Annotated in this window: 19 protein-coding genes; 5 read left to right on the top strand and 14 right to left on the bottom strand. The window is 65.0% G+C overall.

Going from position 1 to position 21,714, the window contains the following annotated elements; translation table 11 throughout:
* Window positions 1–70 precede the first annotated feature (70 nt).
* Together mddA and BDOA9_RS15390 are read left to right on the top strand one after the other, a co-directional pair.
* The gene (mddA, locus tag BDOA9_RS15395; protein ID WP_025034837.1) at window positions 71–844 is read left to right on the top strand and encodes a methanethiol S-methyltransferase; all 774 of its coding nucleotides are present in this window, start codon (window positions 71–73) and stop codon (window positions 842–844) included.
* A 305-nt stretch (window positions 845–1,149) separates the two neighbouring features.
* Window positions 1,150–2,022 carry a transporter gene (locus tag BDOA9_RS15390; RefSeq protein ID WP_025034836.1) on the top strand — a complete coding sequence of 291 codons (873 nt, stop codon included), beginning with the start codon at window positions 1,150–1,152 and terminating at the stop codon, window positions 2,020–2,022.
* A gap of 27 nt (window positions 2,023–2,049) precedes the next feature.
* Here the strand turns inward: BDOA9_RS15390 and BDOA9_RS15385 are convergent, their stop codons facing one another.
* From BDOA9_RS15385 to BDOA9_RS15375, 3 genes are all read right to left on the bottom strand, one after another.
* Window positions 2,050–2,664, bottom strand: a complete 615-nt coding sequence (locus BDOA9_RS15385) for a hypothetical protein (RefSeq protein WP_025034835.1) — start codon at window positions 2,662–2,664, stop codon at window positions 2,050–2,052.
* 186 nt (window positions 2,665–2,850) lie between these two features.
* Window positions 2,851–3,147, bottom strand: coding sequence for a hypothetical protein (locus BDOA9_RS15380; protein ID WP_042336112.1), 297 nt, complete (start codon window positions 3,145–3,147; stop codon window positions 2,851–2,853).
* A gap of 271 nt (window positions 3,148–3,418) precedes the next feature.
* Window positions 3,419–4,243, bottom strand: coding sequence for an NAD-dependent epimerase/dehydratase family protein (locus BDOA9_RS15375; RefSeq protein WP_025034834.1), 825 nt, complete (start codon window positions 4,241–4,243; stop codon window positions 3,419–3,421).
* Window positions 4,244–4,333: 90 nt separating this feature from the next.
* On the opposite strand from BDOA9_RS15375, the gene BDOA9_RS15370 reads away from it, so the two are divergent.
* The gene (locus BDOA9_RS15370; protein WP_025034833.1) at window positions 4,334–5,311 is read left to right on the top strand and encodes an SMP-30/gluconolactonase/LRE family protein; all 978 of its coding nucleotides are present in this window, start codon (window positions 4,334–4,336) and stop codon (window positions 5,309–5,311) included.
* A 162-nt stretch (window positions 5,312–5,473) separates the two neighbouring features.
* Here BDOA9_RS15370 and BDOA9_RS15365 read toward each other — a convergent pair whose 3' ends face one another.
* Both BDOA9_RS15365 and BDOA9_RS15360 read right to left on the bottom strand, forming a co-directional pair.
* Window positions 5,474–6,904, bottom strand: a complete 1,431-nt coding sequence (locus BDOA9_RS15365) for an aldehyde dehydrogenase family protein (protein WP_025034832.1) — start codon at window positions 6,902–6,904, stop codon at window positions 5,474–5,476.
* A 264-nt stretch (window positions 6,905–7,168) separates the two neighbouring features.
* The gene (locus BDOA9_RS15360; protein WP_025034831.1) at window positions 7,169–9,532 is read right to left on the bottom strand and encodes a hypothetical protein; all 2,364 of its coding nucleotides are present in this window, start codon (window positions 9,530–9,532) and stop codon (window positions 7,169–7,171) included.
* Window positions 9,533–9,663: 131 nt separating this feature from the next.
* On the opposite strand from BDOA9_RS15360, the gene BDOA9_RS15355 reads away from it, so the two are divergent.
* Together BDOA9_RS15355 and ppk2 are read left to right on the top strand one after the other, a co-directional pair.
* The gene (locus tag BDOA9_RS15355) at window positions 9,664–10,125 is read left to right on the top strand and encodes an Lrp/AsnC family transcriptional regulator (RefSeq protein WP_025034830.1); all 462 of its coding nucleotides are present in this window, start codon (window positions 9,664–9,666) and stop codon (window positions 10,123–10,125) included.
* A gap of 95 nt (window positions 10,126–10,220) precedes the next feature.
* The gene (ppk2, locus tag BDOA9_RS15350; protein ID WP_025034829.1) at window positions 10,221–11,135 is read left to right on the top strand and encodes a polyphosphate kinase 2; all 915 of its coding nucleotides are present in this window, start codon (window positions 10,221–10,223) and stop codon (window positions 11,133–11,135) included.
* Window positions 11,136–11,140: 5 nt separating this feature from the next.
* Here ppk2 and BDOA9_RS15345 read toward each other — a convergent pair whose 3' ends face one another.
* From BDOA9_RS15345 to ntrB, 9 genes are all read right to left on the bottom strand, one after another.
* Window positions 11,141–12,220: a zinc-binding dehydrogenase gene (locus BDOA9_RS15345; RefSeq protein ID WP_025034828.1), complete on the bottom strand. Its 1,080-nt coding sequence runs from the start codon at window positions 12,218–12,220 to the stop codon at window positions 11,141–11,143.
* A 60-nt stretch (window positions 12,221–12,280) separates the two neighbouring features.
* Window positions 12,281–13,222, bottom strand: a complete 942-nt coding sequence (locus BDOA9_RS15340) for a DMT family transporter (protein ID WP_025034827.1) — start codon at window positions 13,220–13,222, stop codon at window positions 12,281–12,283.
* A 187-nt stretch (window positions 13,223–13,409) separates the two neighbouring features.
* Window positions 13,410–14,249, bottom strand: a complete 840-nt coding sequence (locus tag BDOA9_RS15335; protein ID WP_025034826.1) for an aldo/keto reductase — start codon at window positions 14,247–14,249, stop codon at window positions 13,410–13,412.
* Window positions 14,250–14,268: 19 nt separating this feature from the next.
* Complete coding sequence (locus BDOA9_RS15330; protein ID WP_042336108.1) at window positions 14,269–15,165, bottom strand: SMP-30/gluconolactonase/LRE family protein; 897 nt, start codon at window positions 15,163–15,165, stop codon at window positions 14,269–14,271.
* A 355-nt stretch (window positions 15,166–15,520) separates the two neighbouring features.
* Entirely contained in the window at window positions 15,521–18,226 is a 2,706-nt protein-coding gene (locus BDOA9_RS15325; protein WP_025034824.1) for a nitrate reductase, read from the bottom strand.
* Between the two features lies 1 nt (window position 18,227).
* Window positions 18,228–19,445 (bottom strand): NAD(P)/FAD-dependent oxidoreductase, encoded by a 1,218-nt coding sequence (locus BDOA9_RS15320; protein ID WP_082847825.1) that lies wholly within the window; start codon window positions 19,443–19,445, stop codon window positions 18,228–18,230.
* A 10-nt stretch (window positions 19,446–19,455) separates the two neighbouring features.
* A complete protein-coding gene (locus BDOA9_RS15315; RefSeq protein WP_025034823.1) occupies window positions 19,456–19,884 on the bottom strand; it encodes a globin family protein in 429 nt (142 codons plus the stop codon).
* 120 nt (window positions 19,885–20,004) lie between these two features.
* Complete coding sequence (locus BDOA9_RS15310) at window positions 20,005–20,799, bottom strand: ABC transporter ATP-binding protein (protein ID WP_025034822.1); 795 nt, start codon at window positions 20,797–20,799, stop codon at window positions 20,005–20,007.
* Window positions 20,800–20,809: 10 nt separating this feature from the next.
* Window positions 20,810–21,709, bottom strand: a complete 900-nt coding sequence (gene ntrB, locus BDOA9_RS15305; protein WP_025034821.1) for a nitrate ABC transporter permease — start codon at window positions 21,707–21,709, stop codon at window positions 20,810–20,812.
* Window positions 21,710–21,714: the final 5 nt, after the last annotated feature.

The following is a 21,714-nucleotide window of genomic DNA, read 5'->3' as shown; positions in this document are numbered from 1 at the left end:
AGGCGGCGGTGAACACCGCCCCTGCTGCGACAGCCCTTCAATCCCTCACCACCGAACTGGAAACTTGATCATGTCCATCACGATGCAAAACGGACCTACTCAGACCGCAAGTTCGTTCGCCGCACGAAGCTTCGTGCTCGGCTATGGCGTCCTCGCGTATCTGATCTTCTTCGGAACCTTTCTCTATGCCGTCGGCTTCATCACGCAGTTCGTCGTGCCCAAGACAATCGACGGCGGCGCCACGGGCCCGACCGGACAGGCTCTCTTCGTCGACCTCGCGTTGATGTCACTTTTTGCCGTCCAGCACAGCGGCATGGCCCGCCAGGGCTTCAAGAAGCTGTTCGCCGCCTTCGCTTCACCCGCGCTCGAACGCAGCACCTATGTGCTTCTGGCGAGCCTGAGCCTGATCCTGCTGTTCTGGCAATGGCGTCCCATCGCGACCGTCGTTTGGGCGATCGAGACGCCTATGGCGGCCGACGCCGCAATCGTCGGCAGCTTCGCCGGCTGGCTCATCGTGCTGTACAGCACGTTCCTGATCAGCCATTTCGAATTGTTCGGACTGACGCAAGTCGTCAGCCACTTTGCAGGCAGGCTCACTGAACCGATGAAGTTCAGGACGCCGGGCCTCTACCGCCTGATCCGGCATCCGATCTATCTCGGCTTCATCATCGCGTTCTGGTCGACGCCCACCATGACGCTCGGGCACCTGCTGTTCGCGATGGTGACGACCGCCTACATCTTCGTCGGCATCTGGTTGGAGGAGCGCGACCTCGTCACTCTGTTCGGAGATCAGTACCGGCACTACAGGGACAAGGTGGCAATGTTGATCCCAGGCCTGTTCTGATCCGGCGCGAACGTCCGGTTTGAGCGGCCGAGCAAAGCTCCGGCCGCTCTTGCCATGTCGCACGCTTCCTGGCGGGCAACCGATCCCTGCAACTCCATCGCCCAGCCGCGACATTTGAACGCAACTAAGAATGACTCGCAACAATTGCATCGGCAGCCGTTCCGTGGGATCGTTTTGCGAATGACTTGCATTAGCATGGAGGCGCTGGCCCCCGTGCGTGCATCAAAGAGGGCCCGGTCGAGGGTAGTTTGTTGGTGTCTGCAAAATTGAGTTTCCCGTGCGCCGCAGCGGCGGCAACGATCGTCATGGCCTGTCAACTGGCGAGCTCTGTCTCGGCCTTTGCCGAGGACAAGCCGAAGCTGCCGCAAGCCCTGCCGCCGGCTCACGCGGACATCGACACCGAGCACATCTTTGGCTTCAGCATGGGCTCGGACATCGGCAAGCCGGGCGAGACCGAGATCGAGTTCGAGAATGTCGGCGCGTTCGGCAAGCGCTCCGGCACATATGCAGCATGGGCCAGTCTCAACCAGATCAAGTACACGGTGTCGGATAATTTCCGGATCGCGCCCGGAATTGCGCTGAGCGGACAGAGTATCAATGGCGTACCGGGACTTGCCGACCATCGGGACGTCGCGTTCAGCGGCGCAGCACTCGAGCTGCGCTACAAGCTGGTCGACCGCGCCGTCGCGCCGTTCGGTTTGACCCTCCACGCCCAGCCGGGCTGGAGCCGGATCGACGACGGCAGCGGCGTGCATATCGCGCAATATGGCGGCGAATTCGCCGCGCTGTTCGACAGCGAGTTGATCAAGGACAGGCTGTTTGCAGCCTTCAACGTCTGGTACGCGACCGGCGGAACACGCGAGATCGCCACCAATCTGTGGCGGCACGATTCCGAGATGCAGCTCCAGACCGCGATCTCATATGCGTTGACGCCCGACCTCGTGCTCGGCCTCGGCGTTCGCTACGCGCGGGCCTATGACGGCGGCGCGCTCGACCGCTTTGCCGGCGATGCCGTGTTCGCGGGGCCAACCTTCTCCTACACCATCTCCAAGGAAGTCGGTATTTCCGGCACCTGGCAGATGCAGGTGGCGGGCAGCGCGGTCGGCGACGGCCGCAGCCTCAATCTCGATCAGTTCGAGCGCCACCAGGCGCTGTTGAGGCTCAACCTGCATTTCTGATGTCGGACCGCGCGACGAGAAGACGTGTTAAGGAGAGAAGACGCGCGTGCCAGCGATCCATGGTCGCGGGCTTGCGAATGGACTGGCGCCAATCTCCCAGCCCGCGCCGCCCCAGAGCACGTCCACTACGCCAAGGTCTCCCATGCCGTCACGGACAAAGAAAATGTTCGGAGCAGCACCGGTCTGCAGCGCCCCGCTTTCCCCGCTGGCCTGCAGCCTCAGGAGACACCAGACATCGGCGAGTTTGCTCTCGGCGCGAGCGCCGAGCTCACTGGCGATCTGCGCGGCGTTCGAGGGTTTGTTCAGGGCATGAGTCTGCAGAGAAGTGTCTTCGGCGGTTTCGGCCTTGATAGTGAATCGACGCACGAAGCTCGCCCCGAGCCACGAAATCTTGACAGGCGCGGTCGGCGCAATGTCCTCCTTGAAATGCCGGCTCGCAACAAAGGCTTCGGCACGGGGAATGGCAGCTGTCGACGGCGGATCAAGGGGTTCAGCGGGCTTGCGCTTGTGCGAACACTCGACTTTCGCGCTCGAAACCAGCAAGGGACTGCTGCCATCCGTCTTGCCCTGGTCCGCACGCGCGCTGAAACTCAATGCCGCCAGAAGAATTACGAGACCTGCGAGAGGCGCAAAACGGCGCATTGGGTTGGCGTCCTTGAACTTCCGATTCAAGGACAAGGTAAACTGTAGATTGCAGGTGTAAATCGAGGATTAGGTTTCTGGTTAAGCTTAAAGCAAGGAACTTGTTTGAGAGAAATGCAACTTATCTCGCGGGCCATTTGCGCCGCGTTGGCATCGCTACAAAAACAGGAACCAATAGGTAGCGTGCTACTTGACCGTCACGCGGGCGATCGCCTGGCTTGCGGGAAGAAGTGGTAAGCCCGGTCCAGACACCGGCTGCGGAACGGCTCGACAACATCTTGCCTCTGCGCGCAGTGGATCGTTCCACGTCCAGCGCACACGCCATGCTGGGTTGTAGGCATAAGCCGGGATGCGCCAGAACCAAATCGTTGCGTAGATACTGTCCCCGAACCGCTCCACATCCGCGCGTGGCGCGGGCCAGGATACCGCCGAGGCAAACAGAATCGCCAATACCGCAGCAACCGACAGAACCTTCTTGCGCATCTCGCTTCCACAATCGCTAGAATGAAAAGGCCGCAACTTTCGCGTAACGCAATGCATCGAAAAATGCCGACGTGTTCCGGCAATAGAACGCCTATTTCCATAAACGGAAATCCGGAGCTTTACGGTATCCACCTAAACTTTAGCCCAAGGATAGCCCCCAGGCTTCAGCGCCAAAGCATGATCCGGAAAAGTGCGAAGCGGTCTTCCGGAAAGATCATGCGCAAACAACAACCGAAAGCGCGATGACGATTCATCCAAACCTCATCGCGCTTTAGCGCTTATTCCAGTCGATGATCCGGCCCGGGTCGGCGTCGAACTCCATGCTGCAGAACGTGCCGCCCTGGAAATAATCGCCGACCGGATCCGGCTTCAGCTTGGCCTGCTCGGCCATGGCATGCTCGCGGAAATCTTCGGCGCGGCCGGTAGGGCGATAGCCGAGTTCGTAGGCGCGATGATTGTCCCACCAGGCGCGCTCGTTGAAGGAGGCGCCGTAGAAGATCTCGAAATGGATATCGGGATGCTCGAGCCCGATGCGGCAGAGCTGCACGAGATCGTCGGGCTTGAGCCAGATCGAGAGCCGGCGCTGGTCGAGCGGCATGTCGCCGAAATTGCCGATGCGCAGGCACGTCACCTTCATCCCATGCTTGTCCGCATAGAGCGCGCCGACGGCCTCGCCGAACACCTTGCTGACGCCGTAGCGGCTGTCCGGCCGCGCCGTGACGTCGGTACCGATCCTGTGGTGGCGCGGATAGAAGCCGACGGCGTGGTTCGACGAAGCGAACACCACGCGCTTGACGCCCTTGCGGTAGGCCGCCTCGAACAGATTGTAGCCGCCGATGATGTTGGCCTGGAGGATCTGATCCCAGCTGCCTTCGACCGAATAGCCGCCGAAATGCAGGATGCCGTCGACACCCTCGCAGATCGCCTCGCATTGCGCGAGGTCGGCGAGATCCGCGGCCTTGAACTGTTCGTTCGCGCCGAGATCGGCGGGCGGCTTGATGTCGGAGAGCAGGAGATCCGGATAGATCGACGGCAGCAGTTTCCGCAGGCTCGTGCCGATTCCGCCCGAAGCTCCCGTCATCAAGATGCGCGCCATGTCTTTCCTCGCCGTCGGTGACCGAATTTGCCGTCACGTGTCTCTAATGATAGCAGGATTGTCCAGAGGGAACGAAACGAGAGAACCGGCATGAATGAGGCACCGTCCCACACCGAGGAACGGCCGGGCTGGCGGCCGGCAAGCTATTATCCCGATCCCGCGATCAAAGCGCTCGATCCTCGCTTCGAAAAATACTGGCTGAAGCTTTCGGCGGTGGAGCGGCTGGCGACCGGCCTGCGCTGGGCCGAGGGGCCGGTGTGGTTCGGCGACGGGCGTTATCTGCTGTGCAGCGACATCCCGAACCAGCGCATCATCAAATGGGAGGAGGAGACCGGCGCCGTCAGCGTGTTCCGCAAGCCCTCGAATTTCGCCAACGGCAACACGCGCGATCGGCAGGGCCGGCTGATCAGCTGCGAGCACGGCGGCCGGCGCGTGGTGCGCACCGAATATGACGGCAGCATCACCGTTCTGATGGATCAATTCAACGGCAAGCGATTGAACTCGCCCAACGATGTCGTCGTCAAATCGGACGGCTCGGTCTGGTTCACCGATCCGACCTTCGGCCTGCTCGGCAATTACGAGGGCTACAAGGCCGAGTCCGAGATCGAGCCCAACGTGTATCGGCTCGATCCCGAGACCGGCAAGGCGACCATCGTCGCCGAGGGTGTGCTCGGACCGAACGGGCTGTGCTTCTCGCCGGACGAGACGATCCTCTATGTCGTGGAATCGCGGGGGGTGCCGAACCGCAAGATTCTCGCCTATGACGTCTCGACCGACGGCACCACGATCTCGAACAAGCGCGTTCACATCGATGCAGGTCCGGGCACGCCGGACGGCATGCGCTGCGACATCGAAGGCAATCTCTGGTGCGGATGGGGCATGGGCGATCCCGAGCTCGACGGCGTCGTGGTGTTCGCACCCGACGGCGTCATGATCGGCCGCATCGCCCTGCCCGAGCGCTGCGCCAACGTCTGCTTCGGCGGCGTCCAGCGCAACCGCCTGTTCATGGCCGCGAGCCAGTCGATTTACGCGCTGTATGTGAACACGCAGGGCGCGGTGGGGGGGTAGGCGCACCTCTCTCCTCCGTCATTGCGAGGAGCTCTTGCGACGAAGCAATCCAGACTGCGCCCGCGGAGGCACTCTGGATTGCTTCGCTTCGCTCGCAATGACGAAAACAAAAACGCCGGAGCGGTTTCCCGCTCCGGCGTTCCGTTATTCACGTGCGAGACCTTACGCCGCGTTGAAGCCGGCGACCGCCTTCACTTCGAGGAAGTCCTCGAGGCCGAACTTGCCCCATTCGCGGCCGTTGCCGGACTGCTTGTAGCCGCCGAACGGCGCGGTGCGGTCGTTGGGCACGCCTTGCAGGTTGACGTTGCCGGCGCGAATCTGGCGGCCGACGCGCTTGGCGTCCTCGACCGTCGGGCCTGTGACGTAGCCGGCGAGGCCGTACGGCGTATCGTTGGCGATCTTGACCGCGTCGGCTTCGTCCTTGGCGCCGATGATGGTCAGCACCGGTCCGAAGATCTCCTCGCGGGCGATCGTCATGTCGGGCGTGACGTCGGCGAAGATGGTCGGGCGGACATAGAAGCCCTTGTTGACGCCTTCGGGCAGGCCCGGGCCGCCGGCGACGAGCGTTGCGCCCTCGTCGATGCCCTTCTTGATCAGGCCCTGGATCTTGTCCCACTGGCCCCGATTGACCACGGGTCCGATGGTGGTGCCTTCGGCGCGGGGATCGCCGGCCTTGGTCTTGTCGGCGACGGCCTTCGCAATCGCGGCGACCTCCTTCATCTTCGACAGCGGCACGATCATGCGCGAGGGCGCGTTGCAGGACTGGCCGGAATTGTTGAACATGTGCATCACGCCGCCGGTCACCGCCTTGGTGAGGTCGGCGCCTTCGAGGATGACGTTCGGCGACTTGCCGCCGAGCTCCTGGCTGACGCGCTTCACGGTCGGCGCGGCGCGCTTGGCGACGTCGATGCCGGCGCGGGTCGAGCCGGTGAAGGAGATCATGTCGATGTCGGGGTGCTCGCTCATGGCGGCGCCGACCTCGGGGCCGAGGCCGTTGACGAGGTTGAACACGCCCTTGGGCACGCCGGCTTCATGGAGGATTTCCGCGAAGATCAACGCCGAGGTCGGCGTGAACTCAGAGGGCTTCAGGATCATGGTGCAGCCGGCGGCGAGCGCGGGCGCGACCTTGCAGGCGATCTGGTTCAGCGGCCAGTTCCAGGGCGTGATCATGCCGACCACGCCGATCGGCTCGCGCAGCACCATGGCGGTGCCGACCGGCTCCTCGAAATGATAGTTCTTGAGCACGTCGAGCGTGGTCATGAGATGGCCGAGGCCGGCGCCGGCCTGCAGCTTCTCCGCCATCGGCAGCGGTGCGCCCATCTCGTCGGAGACGGCGGCGCCGATCTCCTTGAGGCGGCCCTTGTAGACCTCGATCACTTTGCTGAGCAGCGCGACGCGCTCCTCGCGGCTGGTCTGGGAGAAGGTTGCGAAGGCGCGCTTGGCGGCGGCGACCGCCTTGTCCACGTCGGCCTTGGAGCCCAACGCAACCTCGTACATCGCCTCTTCCGTCGCCGGATTGATTACGGCGGTGGACTTCTTGACGGCGGGATCGACCCAGGCGCCGTCGATGTAGAATTGCATGCGGTTGACCATCGTTAACCTCTTCTTGGGGGCTTGGAGGGGGCGTTTCGGCAGGCATCCTTGCACGAAAGCGCCGGCAGTTGAACCCGCCATATGCGGGGCCAGCGTTGCGGCGAACGGAGGTTATATGAGCCGATGGCGGGAACGTGGCAAGGTGGCCCCGCTGTCATTCCGGGACGCGGCAAAGCCGCGAGCCTGGAATCCATCTCACCACCTGCCCTGACGCCCAATGGATTCCAGGTTCGCGCTAACGCGCGCCCCGGAATGACGAGGTAGCTACACCGCCATCTTCCGATGCAGCACCGGCGCGCCGGTGGTGAGGCTTTCGGCCGCATCGATGATGGCGTTGGCGTCGATGCCGTAGTGCCGATAAAGGTCCGCGATGCTGCCGGTCTGGCCGAACTGCTCGACACCGAGCGCCTCGACGCGCTGGCCGCGGACGCTGCCGAGCCAGCCGAGCGCGGCGGGATGGCCGTCGAGCACGGTCACGATGCCGCAGTCGCGCGGCAGCGGCGCGAGCAGCTTTTCGATGTGGCTGAGATGCTGCACGCCGCGGCGGTCGCGCCGCAATTTCCGTGCGGCGGTCCACCCGGCGTGGAGGCGATCGGCCGAGGTGATCGCGAGCAGGCCGACGTCGCGGCGGCTTTCGCCGATGAAGCCGGTCGCCTCGATCGCCTCGGGCGCGACCGCGCCGGTATAGGCGATCACAACCTCGGCATTCGGCCCCGGCTTGCGCAGCCAGTAAGCGCCGTCGGTGATGCCCTGACGCAGCTCCGGCGTCATGATCCGCTGCGCCTGCTCGATGGCGCGCGTCGAGAGCCGCAAATAGACCGAACCGCCCTCGCCCGGATCGCGCTGCATGTGCTCGAAGCCGAAAGCCATGATCACGGCGAGCTCGTCGACGAAGGCCGGCTCGAACGAGGCGAGCCCGTCCTGTGCCATGCCGATCAGGGGCGTCGCGATCGACTGATGCGCGCCGCCCTCGGGCGCGAGCGTGAGGCCGGACGGCGTCGCCGCCACCATGAAGCGCGCGTCCTGATAGCAGGCATAGTTCAGCGCATCGAGGCCGCGCTCGATGAAGGGATCGTAGAGCGTGCCGACCGGCAACAGCCGCTCGCCGTTGATCTGGTGCGACAGGCCGAGCGCCGAGAGCATGATGAACAGGTTCATCTCGGCGATGCCGAGCTCCAGATGCTGGCCCTTCGGCGAAGCGTCCCAATTGTAGGTCGAGGGAATTTTCTCGCTGCGGAACAAGTCCGCCTTCTCGGCCCGCGCGAACAGGCCGCGGCGATTGACCCAGGGGCCGAGATTGGTCGAGACGGTGACGTCCGGCGAGGTCGTCACGATGCGCCTGGCCAGCTCGCTGTCGCCGCGCGCGATCTCGTTCAGCACGAGGCCAAAGCCCTGCTGGGTCGACATCTGCGGCGACGGCTTGAACGCGAGCTGCCCGGGCACCTCGACGACGGGCGCGGTGAGCCGGCGACCGTCCTGATTGAACGGCACCCGCGCGAGGAAAGCTTCCAGCTCGGCGGCATCCTGCGACAGCCCTTCGAACTTGTCCCATTCATGGCCGGGACGGATGTTCTGGCTGTCGCGATATTTCTCCATCTGCGCGACGGTCATCAGGCCGGCGTGGTTGTCCTTGTGGCCCTGGAACGGCAGGCCGACGCCCTTGATGGTGTAGGCGATGAAGCAGACCGGGCGGTCGTGATCGATGGAATCGAACGCCTCCAGCACGCTCGCCATGTCGTGGCCGCCGAGATTCGACATCAGCGCCAGCAGCTCCTCGTCGCTGCGCCTGTCGATCAGTTTCGTGATCGGGCCCTGGTCGCCGATCTCGTCATGCAGGTGCTTGCGGAAGGCCGCGCCGCCCTGGAAGCACAGCGCCGCATAGAGCGCGTTCGGGCAATTGTCGATCCACGTCTTCAGCGCCTCGCCGCCGGGCTCGGCGAAGGCCTCGCGCATCAGCCGGCCGTATTTCACGATGACGACGTCCCAGCCGAAATTGCGGAACATGGTCTCGAACTTTTCCCAGAGACCTTCGCGCACGACGGCGTCGAGCGACTGGCGGTTGTAGTCGACCACCCACCAGGTGTTGCGCAGGCCGTGCTTCCAGCCCTCCGCAAGCGCCTCGAAGATGTTGCCCTCGTCCATCTCGGCATCGCCGACCAGGGCAATCATCCGCCCCTCGCGGCGATCCTTCATCCAGCCGTGGGCCTTGACGTAGTCCTGCACCAGCGAGGAGAACAGCGTCTGCGCGACGCCGAGGCCGACCGAGCCGGTGGAGAAATCGACGTCGTCGACGTCCTTGGTGCGCGAGGGATAGGACTGCGCGCCCTTGAAGCCGCGAAAGTTCTCCAGCTTGTCGCGGCTCTGCCGGCCGAACAAATATTGGATGGCGTGGAACACCGGGCTCGCATGCGGCTTCACCGCGACGCGGTCCTCGGGGCGCAGCACGTGGAAGTACAGCGCCGACATGATGGTGGCGAGCGAGGCGGACGAGGCCTGGTGGCCGCCGACCTTCAGGCCGTCCGCGTTAGCGCGGATGTGGTTGGCGTGGTGGATGGTCCAGGACGACAGCCACAGCGCCTTGCGGCTGAGAGCGGTCAGGATATCGAGACGGGCGGAATCGACGGGCATGGCGATGCTCCGGGAAATATGCACCGATCATACGCCGGCTGCCAGCGTCAAACTTCTCAATTTTTCGCGCCATACCCGGCGAAATTGGGATACTTTACCAACATAGAGGACCAGAAGCAGGTTTCATCCCAATGCCCGAACTCGATGCCATCGACCGCAAGATCCTCAGCCACCTTCAGAACGACAGCCGCCTGACCATGCAGGAGCTCGCCGACAAGGTCGGGCTCTCGGTCTCGCCCTGCCACCGCCGGGTCAAGCTGCTGGAGCAGCGTGGCGTCATCTCGCGCTATGTCGCAACCGTCGACCAGAAGGCGCTGGGACTGCATGTCAGCGTCTTCATCTCGATCAAGCTGGCGCGGCAGAAGGAGGAGGACCTCAATCGCTTCGCGCGCGCAATCTCGAAATGGGACGAGGTGCTGGAATGCTATCTGATGACCGGCAACCGCGACTACCTGCTCCGCGTCGTCGCCGCCGACCTCGCCTCCTACGAGACGTTCCTGAAGACCAAGCTGACCCGCCTCGACGGCATCGCCTCGATCGAATCCAGCTTTGCGCTCAGCCAGGTGAAGTACTCGATCGCCCTGCCGGTGTAACCTGGCTCAGGGGGATTGGCGGGTTGTCACATGGGCGCAACAAAGCCCGCCGATGGTCGTTGGTAACTGGCATCCGAGCCGAGAGAGAGGGACCCATGACCGACCGCACCTCCCAAATCGCCAAGCGCGAGCGCATCATCCAGGAGATGGCTGACGACCTCGACGAGGAACTTGAGATGGAGCTCGACGACACCAGGCTCGACGAGCTCCTCGACGAGACCGGCACACTGAGGCCGACGGTCGATCGCAGGCTCTATTTCCGCGAGCTGCTTCGCCTCCAGGGCGAGTTGATCAAGCTCCAGGACTGGGTGCAGAGCGAGAGGAAGAAGGTCGTGGTGCTGTTCGAGGGCCGCGACGCCGCCGGCAAGGGCGGCGTGATCAAGCGCATCACCCAGCGCCTCAATCCCCGCATCTGCCGCGTCGCGGCGCTTCCGGCGCCGAACGAGCGCGAGCGCACGCAATGGTATTTCCAGCGCTACGTCGCGCACCTGCCGGCCGGCGGCGAGATCGTGCTGTTCGATCGCAGCTGGTACAACCGCGCCGGCGTCGAGCGCGTGATGGGCTTCTGCTCGGAGGACGAATATCAGGAGTTCTTCAAGACGGTGCCGGAGTTCGAGCGCATGCTGATCCGCTCCGGCATCATCCTGGTCAAGTACTGGTTCTCGATCACCGACGACGAGCAGCAATTCCGCTTCACGATGCGCATCAAGGATCCCCTGAAGCAGTGGAAGCTGAGCCCGATGGACGTCGAGTCCCGCAGTCGCTGGGAGGCCTACACCAAGGCCAAGGAGACGATGCTGGAGCACACGCATCTTCCGGACTCGCCGTGGTGGATCGTCGATGCCGTCGACAAGAAGCGCGCGCGGCTCAATTGCATTGCGCATCTCTTGACGCAGATCCCGTACCAGGAAGTCGTGCGGGCTCCGGTGACGCTACCGCCGCGCGTGCGCAATCCCGACTATCAGCGCGGCCCGGTCCCGCCGGAAATGTACGTGCCGGCGAAATACTGACACTTCTACCGCCACGGCTGCACGATGATCTTGGTGTGCGCCTCGGGGTTGGCGAGATCGGCGAAGGCCTTGGCGACGCCGCCGAGGCCGACTTCGGCGGTGACCATCGCGGCCGCATCCACCTGCCCGTCCGCGATCAGGCGCAGCGACGCAGCGAACTCCTCCGGCGTGTAGCCGAGCACGTATTGGACGTTGAGCTCCTTCATGATGCCGAGCATGGGCTCGCTTCTGTCGCTCTCCATGCAGACGCCGACCACGACGACGCGCGCATCGCGCGGGGCACCTTCGAACACCTGCTGCAACAGGCCGGGCACGCCGACGCATTCGAAGATGATCGCGGGCTTCAGCGCCGGCAGCATCGCCTGGAACGGCGGTCGCGCCGCCTTCTCGGCCTCCGACATCTGCGCGTGCTCGGCCCAGGTCGCGTAGGGCTGCGACACCCTGGGGTCGACGACGACGTCGGCACCGAGCTTTGCGGCAAGTGCGCGCCGCGCCGGCGAATAGTCGGCCGCGATGATCGGATGCAGGCCCTTGAGCTTCAGCGCGGCAATCACCGCAAGCCCAACGGGACCACAGCCGATCACCAGCGGCACCTCGCCGCCGCGGATGCTGGCCTTCGCCACGGCATGGACCCCGACTGCCAGCGGCTCGGTGAGCGCGGCATGCTCCGGCGCGAGTCCATTGGGGACTTCGAGCAGCAGCGCTTCGCTCAGCAGCATCGCCTCGGAATAGCCGCCGATATTGTCGTTGGAATAGCCGATCCCTTCGATGCCCTGCGGCGTCACCAGCGCGGGCAGCGAGCAGACGTGGGTTCCCGGCTTCAGCTTGCGCGATGTGCCCGGACCGTAATCGACGATCTCGCAGCAGAACTCGTGGCCGAACACGACGTCGCGGGAGAGGTCCATCGGCTTGCGCCCGGTCTTCGTCGCCATCTCCACCATGCGATGGGCGTGCTGGCGCGCGTGCAGGTCGGAGCCGCAGATGCCACAGGCGAGCGTCTTGACCAGAACCTGGCCGGGGCTCGGCGTCGGCTCGGTCATCTCGCCTACGACAATCTCACCGTTCCTGAAAATCGCGGCGCGCATCCGGCTCCTCCCTGATCGTTGGAGCCATTGATAGCACGACGCGAAACCTACGAACTTGCGTCAGGCGTTCGGCGAGCGCTCTTCGAGCACGAGGAGCTGAGCGCGGCGAACGCGCTCGCGATGGGCGATGTAGAGACCGCTGGCGACGATGAAGGCCGCACCGACGATGGTCCAGATGCTCGGGACCTCGCCGAAGATGAAGAAGCCGAGGATGCTGACCCACAACAATTGGGAGTAGGAGAACGGCGCCAGCACCGAGGCATCGCCATAGCGATAGGCGAGCACGACGATCCACTGGCCCGCGGTCGAGGCGACGCCGATGAAGATGCCGAGTGCGATCGCGGTCCAGGACGGCGTGACCCAGACGAACGGGACGATCGCGGTCAGGATGGCAAGGCCGGTGAGCGAGGAATAGGCCATGGTGGTGACGACGGCCTCGCGTCCGCTCATCATGCGCGTCAGGATCAGCGTACCGGCCCAGCACGCCGCCGAGACCAGCGGAAAGACCGCGGCGGGGTGAAATGCGCTGGTGCCCGGGCGCAGGATGATCAGCACGCCGATGAGGCCGAGCGCGGTGGCGAGCCAGCGGCGCATGCCGACCTTCTCGCCGAGGAACACGATCGAGAGCGCAGTGACGAACAGCGGCGCGACGAAGCCGGTGGCGGACGCCTCCGCGATCGGCAGGAAACCGAGGCCCGTAATGAAGAACAGCGAGGAGCCGAGCAGGGCCGCCCCGCGCATCACGTGCAGGCCCGGACGCTTGGTCCGCATCGCATAGAACGGCGAGGCCGGCAGCATCACCGGCGTGAACAGCAGCGTGAAGGTGAGGAAGCGGATCCAGGTGATCTCGATCGACGGCAGGCTGGTCGAGAGATATTTCGCAGTGACGTCGGAGCAGCCGAGAAACACCGTCGAGAGCAGGATCAGCGCGATGCCCTTGAAGGGATGATCGACGCGCGCAGGCGCGCGGCGCGCCTGCTGCTTCTTCTCCGGCATAGGCATGGGAATACTGTCGAGCCTTGCGGCTGCGGCGGGCGGCGGTGTCACGGCTGGAACCCGGGCAAAATGCGAATCGAGAACAGCCGTAAAAAACGACAAATAGCCCGCGTTCACAACTTCCGAAAACAGGATGCCGATATGCGCGAGCCGCCGCGCGCGTCAATGCTCCGTTAATATTGTCCGTTGTGCACTACAGCATGGGCAGGCCGCGCGGCTTCGGTCCGCGTGGAAACGCCGCATCGAGCGCCGTAACCTCGTCCTTCGTCAGCACGAGATCGCCCGCTGCCGCATTTTCGCCGGCATGTTCCGCGGACGAGGCCTTCGGAATCGCGAACACCGTAGTCGCACGGGTCAGGAAGCTCAGCGCGACCTGACGCGGCGTCGCACGATGCGCCTCCGCGATGCGCGCCAGCACGGCGCCGCCCCTGCTCCGCTCATCGGGAAAATCGTCGTGGCCGAACGGCGAATAGGCGACGACGGCGACATTATGCCGTTCGCAGCACGGGATCACCGCATGCTCGATCGCACGCTCCTTGAGATGATAGAGCACCTGGTTGCAGGCGATCCGGCCCTCTCCCGCAACATCGAGGATCTCGTCGAGATCGTCAGCGTCGAAATTGGAGACGCCCCAGGATTTGATCTTGCCTGATTTCACCAGCTCTTCGAACGCGGCGACGGTGTCCTCCAGCGGATAGGAACCGCGCCAGTGCAACAGATAACAGTCGAGTCGATCAGTGTTCAGCCGCTTCAGCGAGCGCTCGCAGGCGGTGATGGTGCCGCGGCGCGAGGCGTTGCTCGGCAGCACTTTCGAGACGAGGAACACCTCGTCGCGCCGGCCTGCGATCGCATCCGCAATGACGAGCTCGGCATCGCCGTACATCTCGGCGGTGTCGATGTGGGTCATGCCGAGATCGAGCCCCCGCTGCAGCGCCGCGATCGCGCGCTTGCGGTCGCCATGGTCGAGATACCAGGTGCCCTGCCCGATGACGGAGACGTTGGCGCCGGTCTTGCCGAAGGGCTTAGTGTTCATACTTATTCCTTCAAATGCTCTAGAGCCCGCCGATATCGGCCACCAGCACGCTGCCGGTCGCAGACTCCGTGATATAGAGCCGATCCTTGTTTTCGCCACCGATCGCGACATTGGTGCAGTTCGGCCCAGCGCACGACTTGATCCGCGCCATCAGTTCCCCGTTCGGTGCGAACACGAAGACATGACCGAGCGAGGGGTGGCCGACGAACAGGCGGCCCTTGGCATCCATGGTCAAACCGTCAGGGCCGCTGGTGCCGAACAGCGAGCAGAAGCGGCCGACCTTGGACACGCTGCCGTCCCTCATAAGCGGCAGCCGCCACACCGAATTGTCCCGCGTCATCGCGACGAACAGCACGGTTCCGGTGGGGTCGAGCACCAGGCCGTTCGGGCTGATGCCGGTGTCGAGCAGGCAATCCAGCCGGCCGTTCGCAGCCAGTCGATAGACGCGCCCGCTCGGATCGTGCAGGCCGGTCTGGCCCTGGTCGGTGAAATAGATATCGCCGTTGGAGGCGAGATGCAGATCGTTGCAGCCGCGAAACGATTCCGAATTGCGCGCGGTCAGGATGGGCTTGATGCGCCCGGCTTCGGCATCGAGCTCCATGATGCCATGCCTGTAGTCGGCGACCAGGATGCGTCCATCGGATGCGATCTTCAGGCCGTTCGGCCATCCCTCATATTCAATCACCAGCGACCATTCGCCGTCAGGCGCGATGCGGAAGACGCGGCCGAACGGAATGTCGACGATGTAGAGATTGCCGTCCCTGTCGAACGACGGCCCCTCGAGGAAACTGTCGGTCGGGATGTTCGGCCGGTTGGCATCGGCCCAATCGGTCCGCTCGCCCTTGCGGCGGAATGTGTCGGGCATTGCGGAGAACAGCCTGGTCTCGATCAGGCGCGGCGGCGTTTCCAGGTACATGATTGTTATTGTGTTTGTTGAGGGGAAGCCGCGACACCATAAGGCACAATCGACGGCGCGTCGATTGGCGCGGGGGCATGGCCGCGTCCACGCCGCTCTCGTGTCCCGGACGCGCTGCAGCGTGAAACGTTGCGGCGCAGAGCCGGGACCCAGGAAGCCGCGCAACCAGGTGCAACTTGGGCCCCGGCTCTGCAGCGCATCGCTGCGCGCTGCGTCCGGGGCACGAGATGGTCGCTTTGGTGCGCACCTGCATCAACACCGTCATTGCGAGCGTAGCGAAGCAATCCAGAATCCCTCTGCGGAAAGACTCTGGATTGCTTCGCTACGCTCGCAATGACGGTGGAGAGAGCCAGCTCTATCCCGCCGCGCCCGCGACCTTCGCCTGCTTCGCCGGCGCCACTTCCGTCGTGGCAATCAATCGCTTCAGCTCCGGGATGCAGGAGCCGCAATTGGTGCCGGCCTTGAGCTTGGCGCCGATGTCGGCGGTGGTGCGCGCGCCGGAGGCGATGCTGTCGCAGATGGTGCCGCGGCCGACACCGAAGCAGGCGCAGACGATCGGGCCGGTCGAGGCCGCGCCTTCGCTGGACCTGCCCGACAGCAGCATGCGGCGCTGCTCGTCGGTGACCTGATCGGCCACGAACAGGCTCTTCACCACCTCCCAGTCGCCGGCATCGTGGGCGGGGCCGACGAACAGGCAGGTCTCGATGCGGTCGCCTGCGAACGACGCTGCGCGAAAAACCCCGCCGCCGAAATCGCGGTATTCGGCAACGTCCTCGCCGGCGACGCTCTCGAGCCAGGCCGGCCAGCGGGCAAGATCGGCATTGTCGGCGAAAAGATAACCGAAGCCGCCGCTGACGGTCACGCGCGTCCACAACAGGTTTGGCGGCAGGTCGAGCGGCCTGCGCGACAGTGCAAAGCCACGGAAGACGAATTCGTAAGGCATGATCGCGGCCGGCGTCGCCTTGGCTTCCGGCTGCCCCGAGAACGGATCGGTGAAGGGTGCTACCATCGCCCCGACGCGGCCGTGCGAGGCGTTCATCGCGCTCCAGTGGATCGGCACGAACAGCGTGCCGCGCTGCTGCCGCTCGCTGACGACGACCTTCAGGATGCACTGGCCGTAATCGGTGGTGATGCGGGCATAGCCGTCATGGGCGATGCCGTATTTGCCGGCGTCGTCAGGATGGATCTCGACGAACGGCTCGGGCAGATGCGCGCCCAGCCGCTGGCTCAGGCCGGTGCGCGTCATGGTGTGCCACTGGTCGCGGATGCGCCCGGTGTTGAGCCTTAGGGGACGCGACGGGCCGGTCTCGCCGCGCAGCGCCGGCACCTCCGGCGCGATGAAGCGGCCCTTGCCGTCATTGGTGAAGAAGCCGCCAGCAGCGAAGAAGCGCTCGCCGGGCGTCCCGCCCTCGCGCACCGGCCATTGCACCGGCTGCAAGGCATCGAACGCTTCGTCCGACAGCGAAGTCAGCGCGCCGATGTCGAAATCGCGGCCGCCATTGTTCTCGAAGGCCGAGAGCGCGGCGTGCTCGCGGAAGATATCGGCGGCCGATTTGTAATTGAAGCTGGTGCCGAAGCCGAGGCGTCTTGCGGTCTCGCTCAGAATCCACCAATCGGGCCGCGCCTCGCCCGGCGCCGGCAGGAACGCGCGCTGGCGCGAGATGCGCCGCTCGGAATTTGTGACCGTGCCCGACTTCTCGCCCCAGGCCAGCGCCGGCAGCAGCACATGCGGGCCGGCTTCGACGGTGTCGTTGGAGAGCACGTTCTCGGACACCACGAACAGCTCGAGCTTCTTCAGGGCATCGCGCACCATGTCGGCATCGGGCAACGATACCGCGGGGTTGGTGCCCATCACCCAGAGCGCCTTGACCTCGCCGCGGTTGATGGCCTCGAACAGCTGCACTGCCTTCAAGCCTTCATGGGTGGCGATGCGCGGCGCTTTCCAGAACCGCCTGACACGGTCGATGTCGGGCGGCGTGAAGCCCATATGCGCCGCGAGCATGTTGGCGAGGCCGCCGACCTCGCGGCCGCCCATCGCGTTGGGCTGGCCGGTCAGCGAGAACGGCGAGGCGCCCGGCTTGCCGATGCGGCCCGTGGCGAGATGGCAATTCAGGATGGCGTTGACCTTGTCGGTGCCCTGCGCCGACTGGTTGACGCCTTGCGAAAAGAGCGTCACGACCTTCTCGGTGTCACGGAACATCCTGAAGAAGGCGGCGACGTCCTGCTCGGAGAGGCCGGTGGCGAGCGCCGTCGCGGTGACGCTGCCGGCGATGCTGCGCGCGCGCGCCAGCGCATCGTCGAAGCCAGAGGTGTTCTGCGCGATGTAATCCTGGTCCAGCACGCCATTGTCGGCGAGATGCACGAACAGGCCGGAGAACAGCGCGGTGTCGGTGCCGGGCCTGAGGCCGAGGAACAGGTCGACGTCGGTGGCGGTGTCGGTGCGGCGCGGATCGATCACGATCATGCGGGCGCCGCGCTCCTGCCTGTTCTTCAGCATGCGCTGGAACAGCACCGGATGGCACCAGGCCGCGTTCGAGCCGACGAAGACCAGCAGATCGGCCTGGTCGAGGTCCTCATAGCAGCCGGGCACGGTGTCGGCGCCGAAGGCGCGGCGATGGCCGGCGACCGAGGACGACATGCAGAGCCGCGAATTGGTGTCGACATTGGCAGTGCCGACAAACCCCTTCATCAGCTTGTTGGCGACGTAATAGTCCTCGGTCAGCAGCTGGCCGGAAAGATAGAACGCGACGGCGTCCGCGCCATCGCGCGCCACGATGTGCTGCATGCGATGGGCGACGTGATCGAGCGCATCGCTCCAGGCGACCCGCTCCAGCACGCCCTTGCAGCGGATCATCGGATACAGCAATCGGCCTTCGAGCCCGACGGTCTCGCCGAGCGCGGAGCCTTTCGAGCACAGCCGGCCGAAATTGGCGGGATGATCGGGATCGCCAGCGATCGCCGCGCCACCCTTGCCGTCGGGCGTTGCCAGCACGCCGCAGCCGACGCCGCAATAGGGACAGGTGGTCTTGGTGGTGCGGAGATTTGGATCGATCGCCGTCATGTCACGCCGCTTTCGAAGGCTGCGCAAGCGCGCGACCGAATATCATGTCGGTGCGGATCGCCGCGACCTTGTCGCGATTGCGGATCAGCTCGAGGTACCAGAGCGCGTCGATTGTATCGCCGATCAGCACCGCCCCGGTGAGCCGGCCGTCGGCGATGACGAGCTTCTTGTAGGTGCCGCGCCTGCGGTCCGACAGCACGAGGCTCTCGCTGCCCTCCCCGCCCATGAAGTCGCCGGCGGAGAACACGCTGACCCCGGACACCTTCAGATTGGTCGAGACCACGCTGCCCTGATAGGCGGCGGGCTTGCCGGCGAGATGCCGCGCCAGCACGCGCGCCTGTTCATAGGCGGGCTCGACCAGGCCATAGCAGGTGCCGCGATGCTCGGCGCATTCGCCGAGCGCGAAGATGTCGGGCAAGGAGGTCTGCATCACGTCGTTGACGACGACGCCGCGGTTGACCGCGATCCCCGCCTCTTTCGCCAGCGCGACGTTCGGCCTGATGCCGGCGGCGAAGATCACCGCATCGGCCGCGATGCGGCTGCCGTCGGCGAGCTCGACGGCTTCGACATGGCTGTCGCCGTGGATGCGGACCGTCGACGCGTTGAGCAGGATGCGGATGCCCTTGCGCTCGACCAGCGCCTTGAGCAGGTCGGCGGCGGGCGCATCGAGCTGACGCTCCATCAGCCGGTCCATCAGATGCAGCAGCGTCACGGGCGCGCCGGCCTTGGCGAGGCCGTAGGCCGCCTCCAGCCCGAGCAGGCCGCCGCCGACCACGACGACGCGCTTCCTGGCCGCGGCCAGCGTCAGCAGCAAATCGACGTCGCGGGTGTCGCGGAACGTATGCACGCCCGAGAGATCGGCGCCCGGCACGTTGAGCCGCAGCGGCGTCGATCCCGTGGCGAGCACGAGCTTGGAATATTCCATGCTCTCCTCGCCCGCGATCTTGAGCTCGCGGCGACCGACATCGACCTCGGTGACGCGATAGCCGTAGCGCACCGTGACGCCGCGGTCGCGCCACCAATCGGCCGGCCGCAGCTCGATCTCGTGCGAGCCGGTCTCGCCGGCCAGCACGGAGGACAGCAGCACGCGATTGTAAGCGAGCCGCGGCTCTTCGCCGATCACGGCCACCGCGTAGCGGCCGAGCGCGGTCTTGGCGAGCTCGTCGACCAGACGCGCGGCCGCCATGCCGTTACCGACGATGACGAGCGGTTCACTCACACGGCGCCTCCTATTCGGCGGCCTGCGCCGGTGCGCCGTAGGCCTCGGAAATCATGTAGCCGGACAGCACGCCGTAGGCGTCGGTCCAGGCCGTGGCGAGTTCGGGCGTCCAGGCCTCGCCAAGGCCCTTTTCGAGGGTCCACAGCAAGGTCGCGCCGACCACGGGGTAGTGCTCGGCCTTGGCGCCATAGTCGACGTGACGCTTGGCGAGCGCGGAGGCCGCGGGAAGGATCGACTCCAGGTTCGACAGGCCGCCGACCACGGCGGCGAGCATGCCCATCAGCTTCTTGCGCTGCTCGGTCATGTCCTCGGGAAACATCGCGCGCACGGACGGCGCCACCTCGAACAGGCGGTCGTAGAACAGCACCGCGGCGGCTTCCGAAATCGGGGCGACCTTGGCGAAGCTCTGCTGAACGAGGGTAATCTGCTCGGGCGTCATGATGTTCTCCTGTCTGTTTCGGTCTGCCTTCGTCCGCGCCATTGCGGACAAAGTTCATGGATCAAACGTCATCAGAGAGATTTCTCCCCACGTACGGGGAGAAGCGACATTCGTGCCTGCTTACGCCGCCTCGACGAAGCGATGACGCTCGTAGAGGAATTCGAGGACGCGCTGGCGGCACTTCAGATAGGTGGCGCTGGTCGCGAGGTCGAGCCGCTTGCGCGGCCGCGCCAGCGGCACCTCCAGCACCTCGCCGATGCGCGCGCTCGGCCCGTTGGTCATCATCACGATGCGGTCGGACAACAGCACGGCCTCGTCGACGTCGTGGGTGATCATCAGGATGGTGTTGCCGAGCTTCTGATGCAGCGCCATCACCGAGTCCTGCAAATGGGCGCGGGTCAGCGCGTCGAGCGCGCCGAACGGCTCGTCCAGCAGCAGCACCTTCGGCTCCATGGCGAGCGCCCGCGCGATGCCGACGCGCTGCTTCATGCCGCCGGAGATCTCCGAAGGCCGCTTGTCCCTGGCATGGGCCATCTGCACCAGGTTGAGATTGTGCATCACCCAGGCGTCGCGCTCGGCACGGGACTTGGTCTTGGCGAAGACCTTGTCGACGCCGAGCTTGACGTTCTCGTAGACGGTCAGCCACGGCAGCAGGCTGTGGTTCTGGAACACCACGGCGCGATCCGGCCCCGGCGAGTTCACCTCGCGGTTTTCCAGCAGCACGCCGCCCGTGGTGGCGCCGGTCAGCCCCGCGATGATGTTGAGCAGGGTCGACTTGCCGCAGCCGGAATGGCCGATGATCGAGACGTATTCGCCCTTCTCGATCGTCAGGTTGATGTCCTTCAGCACCTCCGTGGTGGCGGCGCCGCGGGTGAAGACCTTGTCGATGTGGTCGAGCTTCAGATAGGCGGTCATGTCCCTCTCCTCAGTTCTGCGCGGTGCCGCGGGTGACGATCTTGCCGAGCCCCGCGATCAGGCGGTCCAGCACGAAGCCGACGATGCCGACATAGAACAGCGCCAGGACGATCTCGCTGATGTGCGACGAGTTCCAGGCGTCCCAGATGAAGAAGCCGATGCCGACGCCGCCGATCAGCATTTCGGCGGCGACGATCGCGAGCCACGACAGGCCGATGCCGATGCGCAGGCCTGTGAAGATGTAGGGCGCCGCCGCCGGGATCATGATCTTGGCGAAGAATTCCAGCGGATTGAGCTGCACCACCGCGGCGACGTTGCGATAGTCCTGCGGAATGTTGCGGATGCCGACCGCGGTGTTGATGATGATCGGCCAGATCGAGGTGATGAAGATGACGAAGATCGCGCTAGGCTGGCCGTCGCGGAAAGCCGCGAGCGAGAGCGGCAGCCAGGCCAGAGGCGGAATGGTGCGCAGCACCTGGAACAGCGGATCGAGCCCGCGCATGGCCCAGACCGACTGCCCGACCAGCACGCCGAGCCCGATTCCGGCGATGGCCGAGAGCGAGTAGCCGAAGGCGACGCGCTGGAGGCTGGCGGACAGATGCCAGAACAGCCCCTTGTCGATGCCGCCATGGTCGAAGAACGGATCGAGGATCAGCTCCTTGGTGTCCGTGAAGACTCTCGACGGCGGCGGCAGCGCCGAGCCGGCTCTCCGGCAAACCAGCTCCCACACCAGCGTCAGCAGCGCGATCACGACCAGCGGCGGGATCACGCGCACGGCCGTCTCCCGTGCCATGCGCGCGTAAGCCTCGGTGCGCGGAGGACGCTTCGGCGTCAGCGCGACGACCGGCGCGACCGTTGCGGCGGCAGGCTTCGCGGTCTCAACCTCGATCTTGGTGGCAGTCATGCTCATCGCTA

The sequence above is a fragment of the Bradyrhizobium sp. DOA9 genome, assembly GCF_000617845.2.
Taxonomy (GTDB): Bacteria; Pseudomonadota; Alphaproteobacteria; order Rhizobiales; family Xanthobacteraceae; genus Bradyrhizobium.
The sequence above is the reverse complement of the archived record's forward strand: the minus strand, read 5'-3'. Positions and strand labels throughout refer to the sequence as shown.

Bases quoted from the DNA above. Each gene is read 5' to 3' on its own strand.
- ntrB (WP_025034821.1), bottom strand. From the start codon at position 21,709: ATGAGCATGACTGCCACCAAGATCGAGGTTGAGACCGCGAAGCCTGCC.
- BDOA9_RS15340 (WP_025034827.1), bottom strand. From the start codon at position 13,222: ATGCCTATGCCGGAGAAGAAGCAGCAGGCGCGCCGCGCGCCTGCGCGC.
- BDOA9_RS15325 (WP_025034824.1), bottom strand. From the start codon at position 18,226: ATGACGGCGATCGATCCAAATCTCCGCACCACCAAGACCACCTGTCCC.
- BDOA9_RS15370 (WP_025034833.1), top strand. From the start codon at position 4,334: ATGAATGAGGCACCGTCCCACACCGAGGAACGGCCGGGCTGGCGGCCG.
- BDOA9_RS15335 (WP_025034826.1), bottom strand. From the start codon at position 14,249: ATGAACACTAAGCCCTTCGGCAAGACCGGCGCCAACGTCTCCGTCATC.
- BDOA9_RS15375 (WP_025034834.1), bottom strand. From the start codon at position 4,243: ATGGCGCGCATCTTGATGACGGGAGCTTCGGGCGGAATCGGCACGAGC.
- BDOA9_RS15345 (WP_025034828.1), bottom strand. From the start codon at position 12,220: ATGCGCGCCGCGATTTTCAGGAACGGTGAGATTGTCGTAGGCGAGATG.
- BDOA9_RS15310 (WP_025034822.1), bottom strand. From the start codon at position 20,799: ATGACCGCCTATCTGAAGCTCGACCACATCGACAAGGTCTTCACCCGC.
- BDOA9_RS15385 (WP_025034835.1), bottom strand. From the start codon at position 2,664: ATGCGCCGTTTTGCGCCTCTCGCAGGTCTCGTAATTCTTCTGGCGGCA.
- BDOA9_RS15355 (WP_025034830.1), top strand. From the start codon at position 9,664: ATGCCCGAACTCGATGCCATCGACCGCAAGATCCTCAGCCACCTTCAG.
- BDOA9_RS15380 (WP_042336112.1), bottom strand. From the start codon at position 3,147: ATGCGCAAGAAGGTTCTGTCGGTTGCTGCGGTATTGGCGATTCTGTTT.
- BDOA9_RS15360 (WP_025034831.1), bottom strand. From the start codon at position 9,532: ATGCCCGTCGATTCCGCCCGTCTCGATATCCTGACCGCTCTCAGCCGC.
- ppk2 (WP_025034829.1), top strand. From the start codon at position 10,221: ATGACCGACCGCACCTCCCAAATCGCCAAGCGCGAGCGCATCATCCAG.
- mddA (WP_025034837.1), top strand. From the start codon at position 71: ATGTCCATCACGATGCAAAACGGACCTACTCAGACCGCAAGTTCGTTC.
- BDOA9_RS15330 (WP_042336108.1), bottom strand. From the start codon at position 15,165: ATGTACCTGGAAACGCCGCCGCGCCTGATCGAGACCAGGCTGTTCTCC.
- BDOA9_RS15390 (WP_025034836.1), top strand. From the start codon at position 1,150: ATGGCCTGTCAACTGGCGAGCTCTGTCTCGGCCTTTGCCGAGGACAAG.
- BDOA9_RS15315 (WP_025034823.1), bottom strand. From the start codon at position 19,884: ATGACGCCCGAGCAGATTACCCTCGTTCAGCAGAGCTTCGCCAAGGTC.
- BDOA9_RS15365 (WP_025034832.1), bottom strand. From the start codon at position 6,904: ATGGTCAACCGCATGCAATTCTACATCGACGGCGCCTGGGTCGATCCC.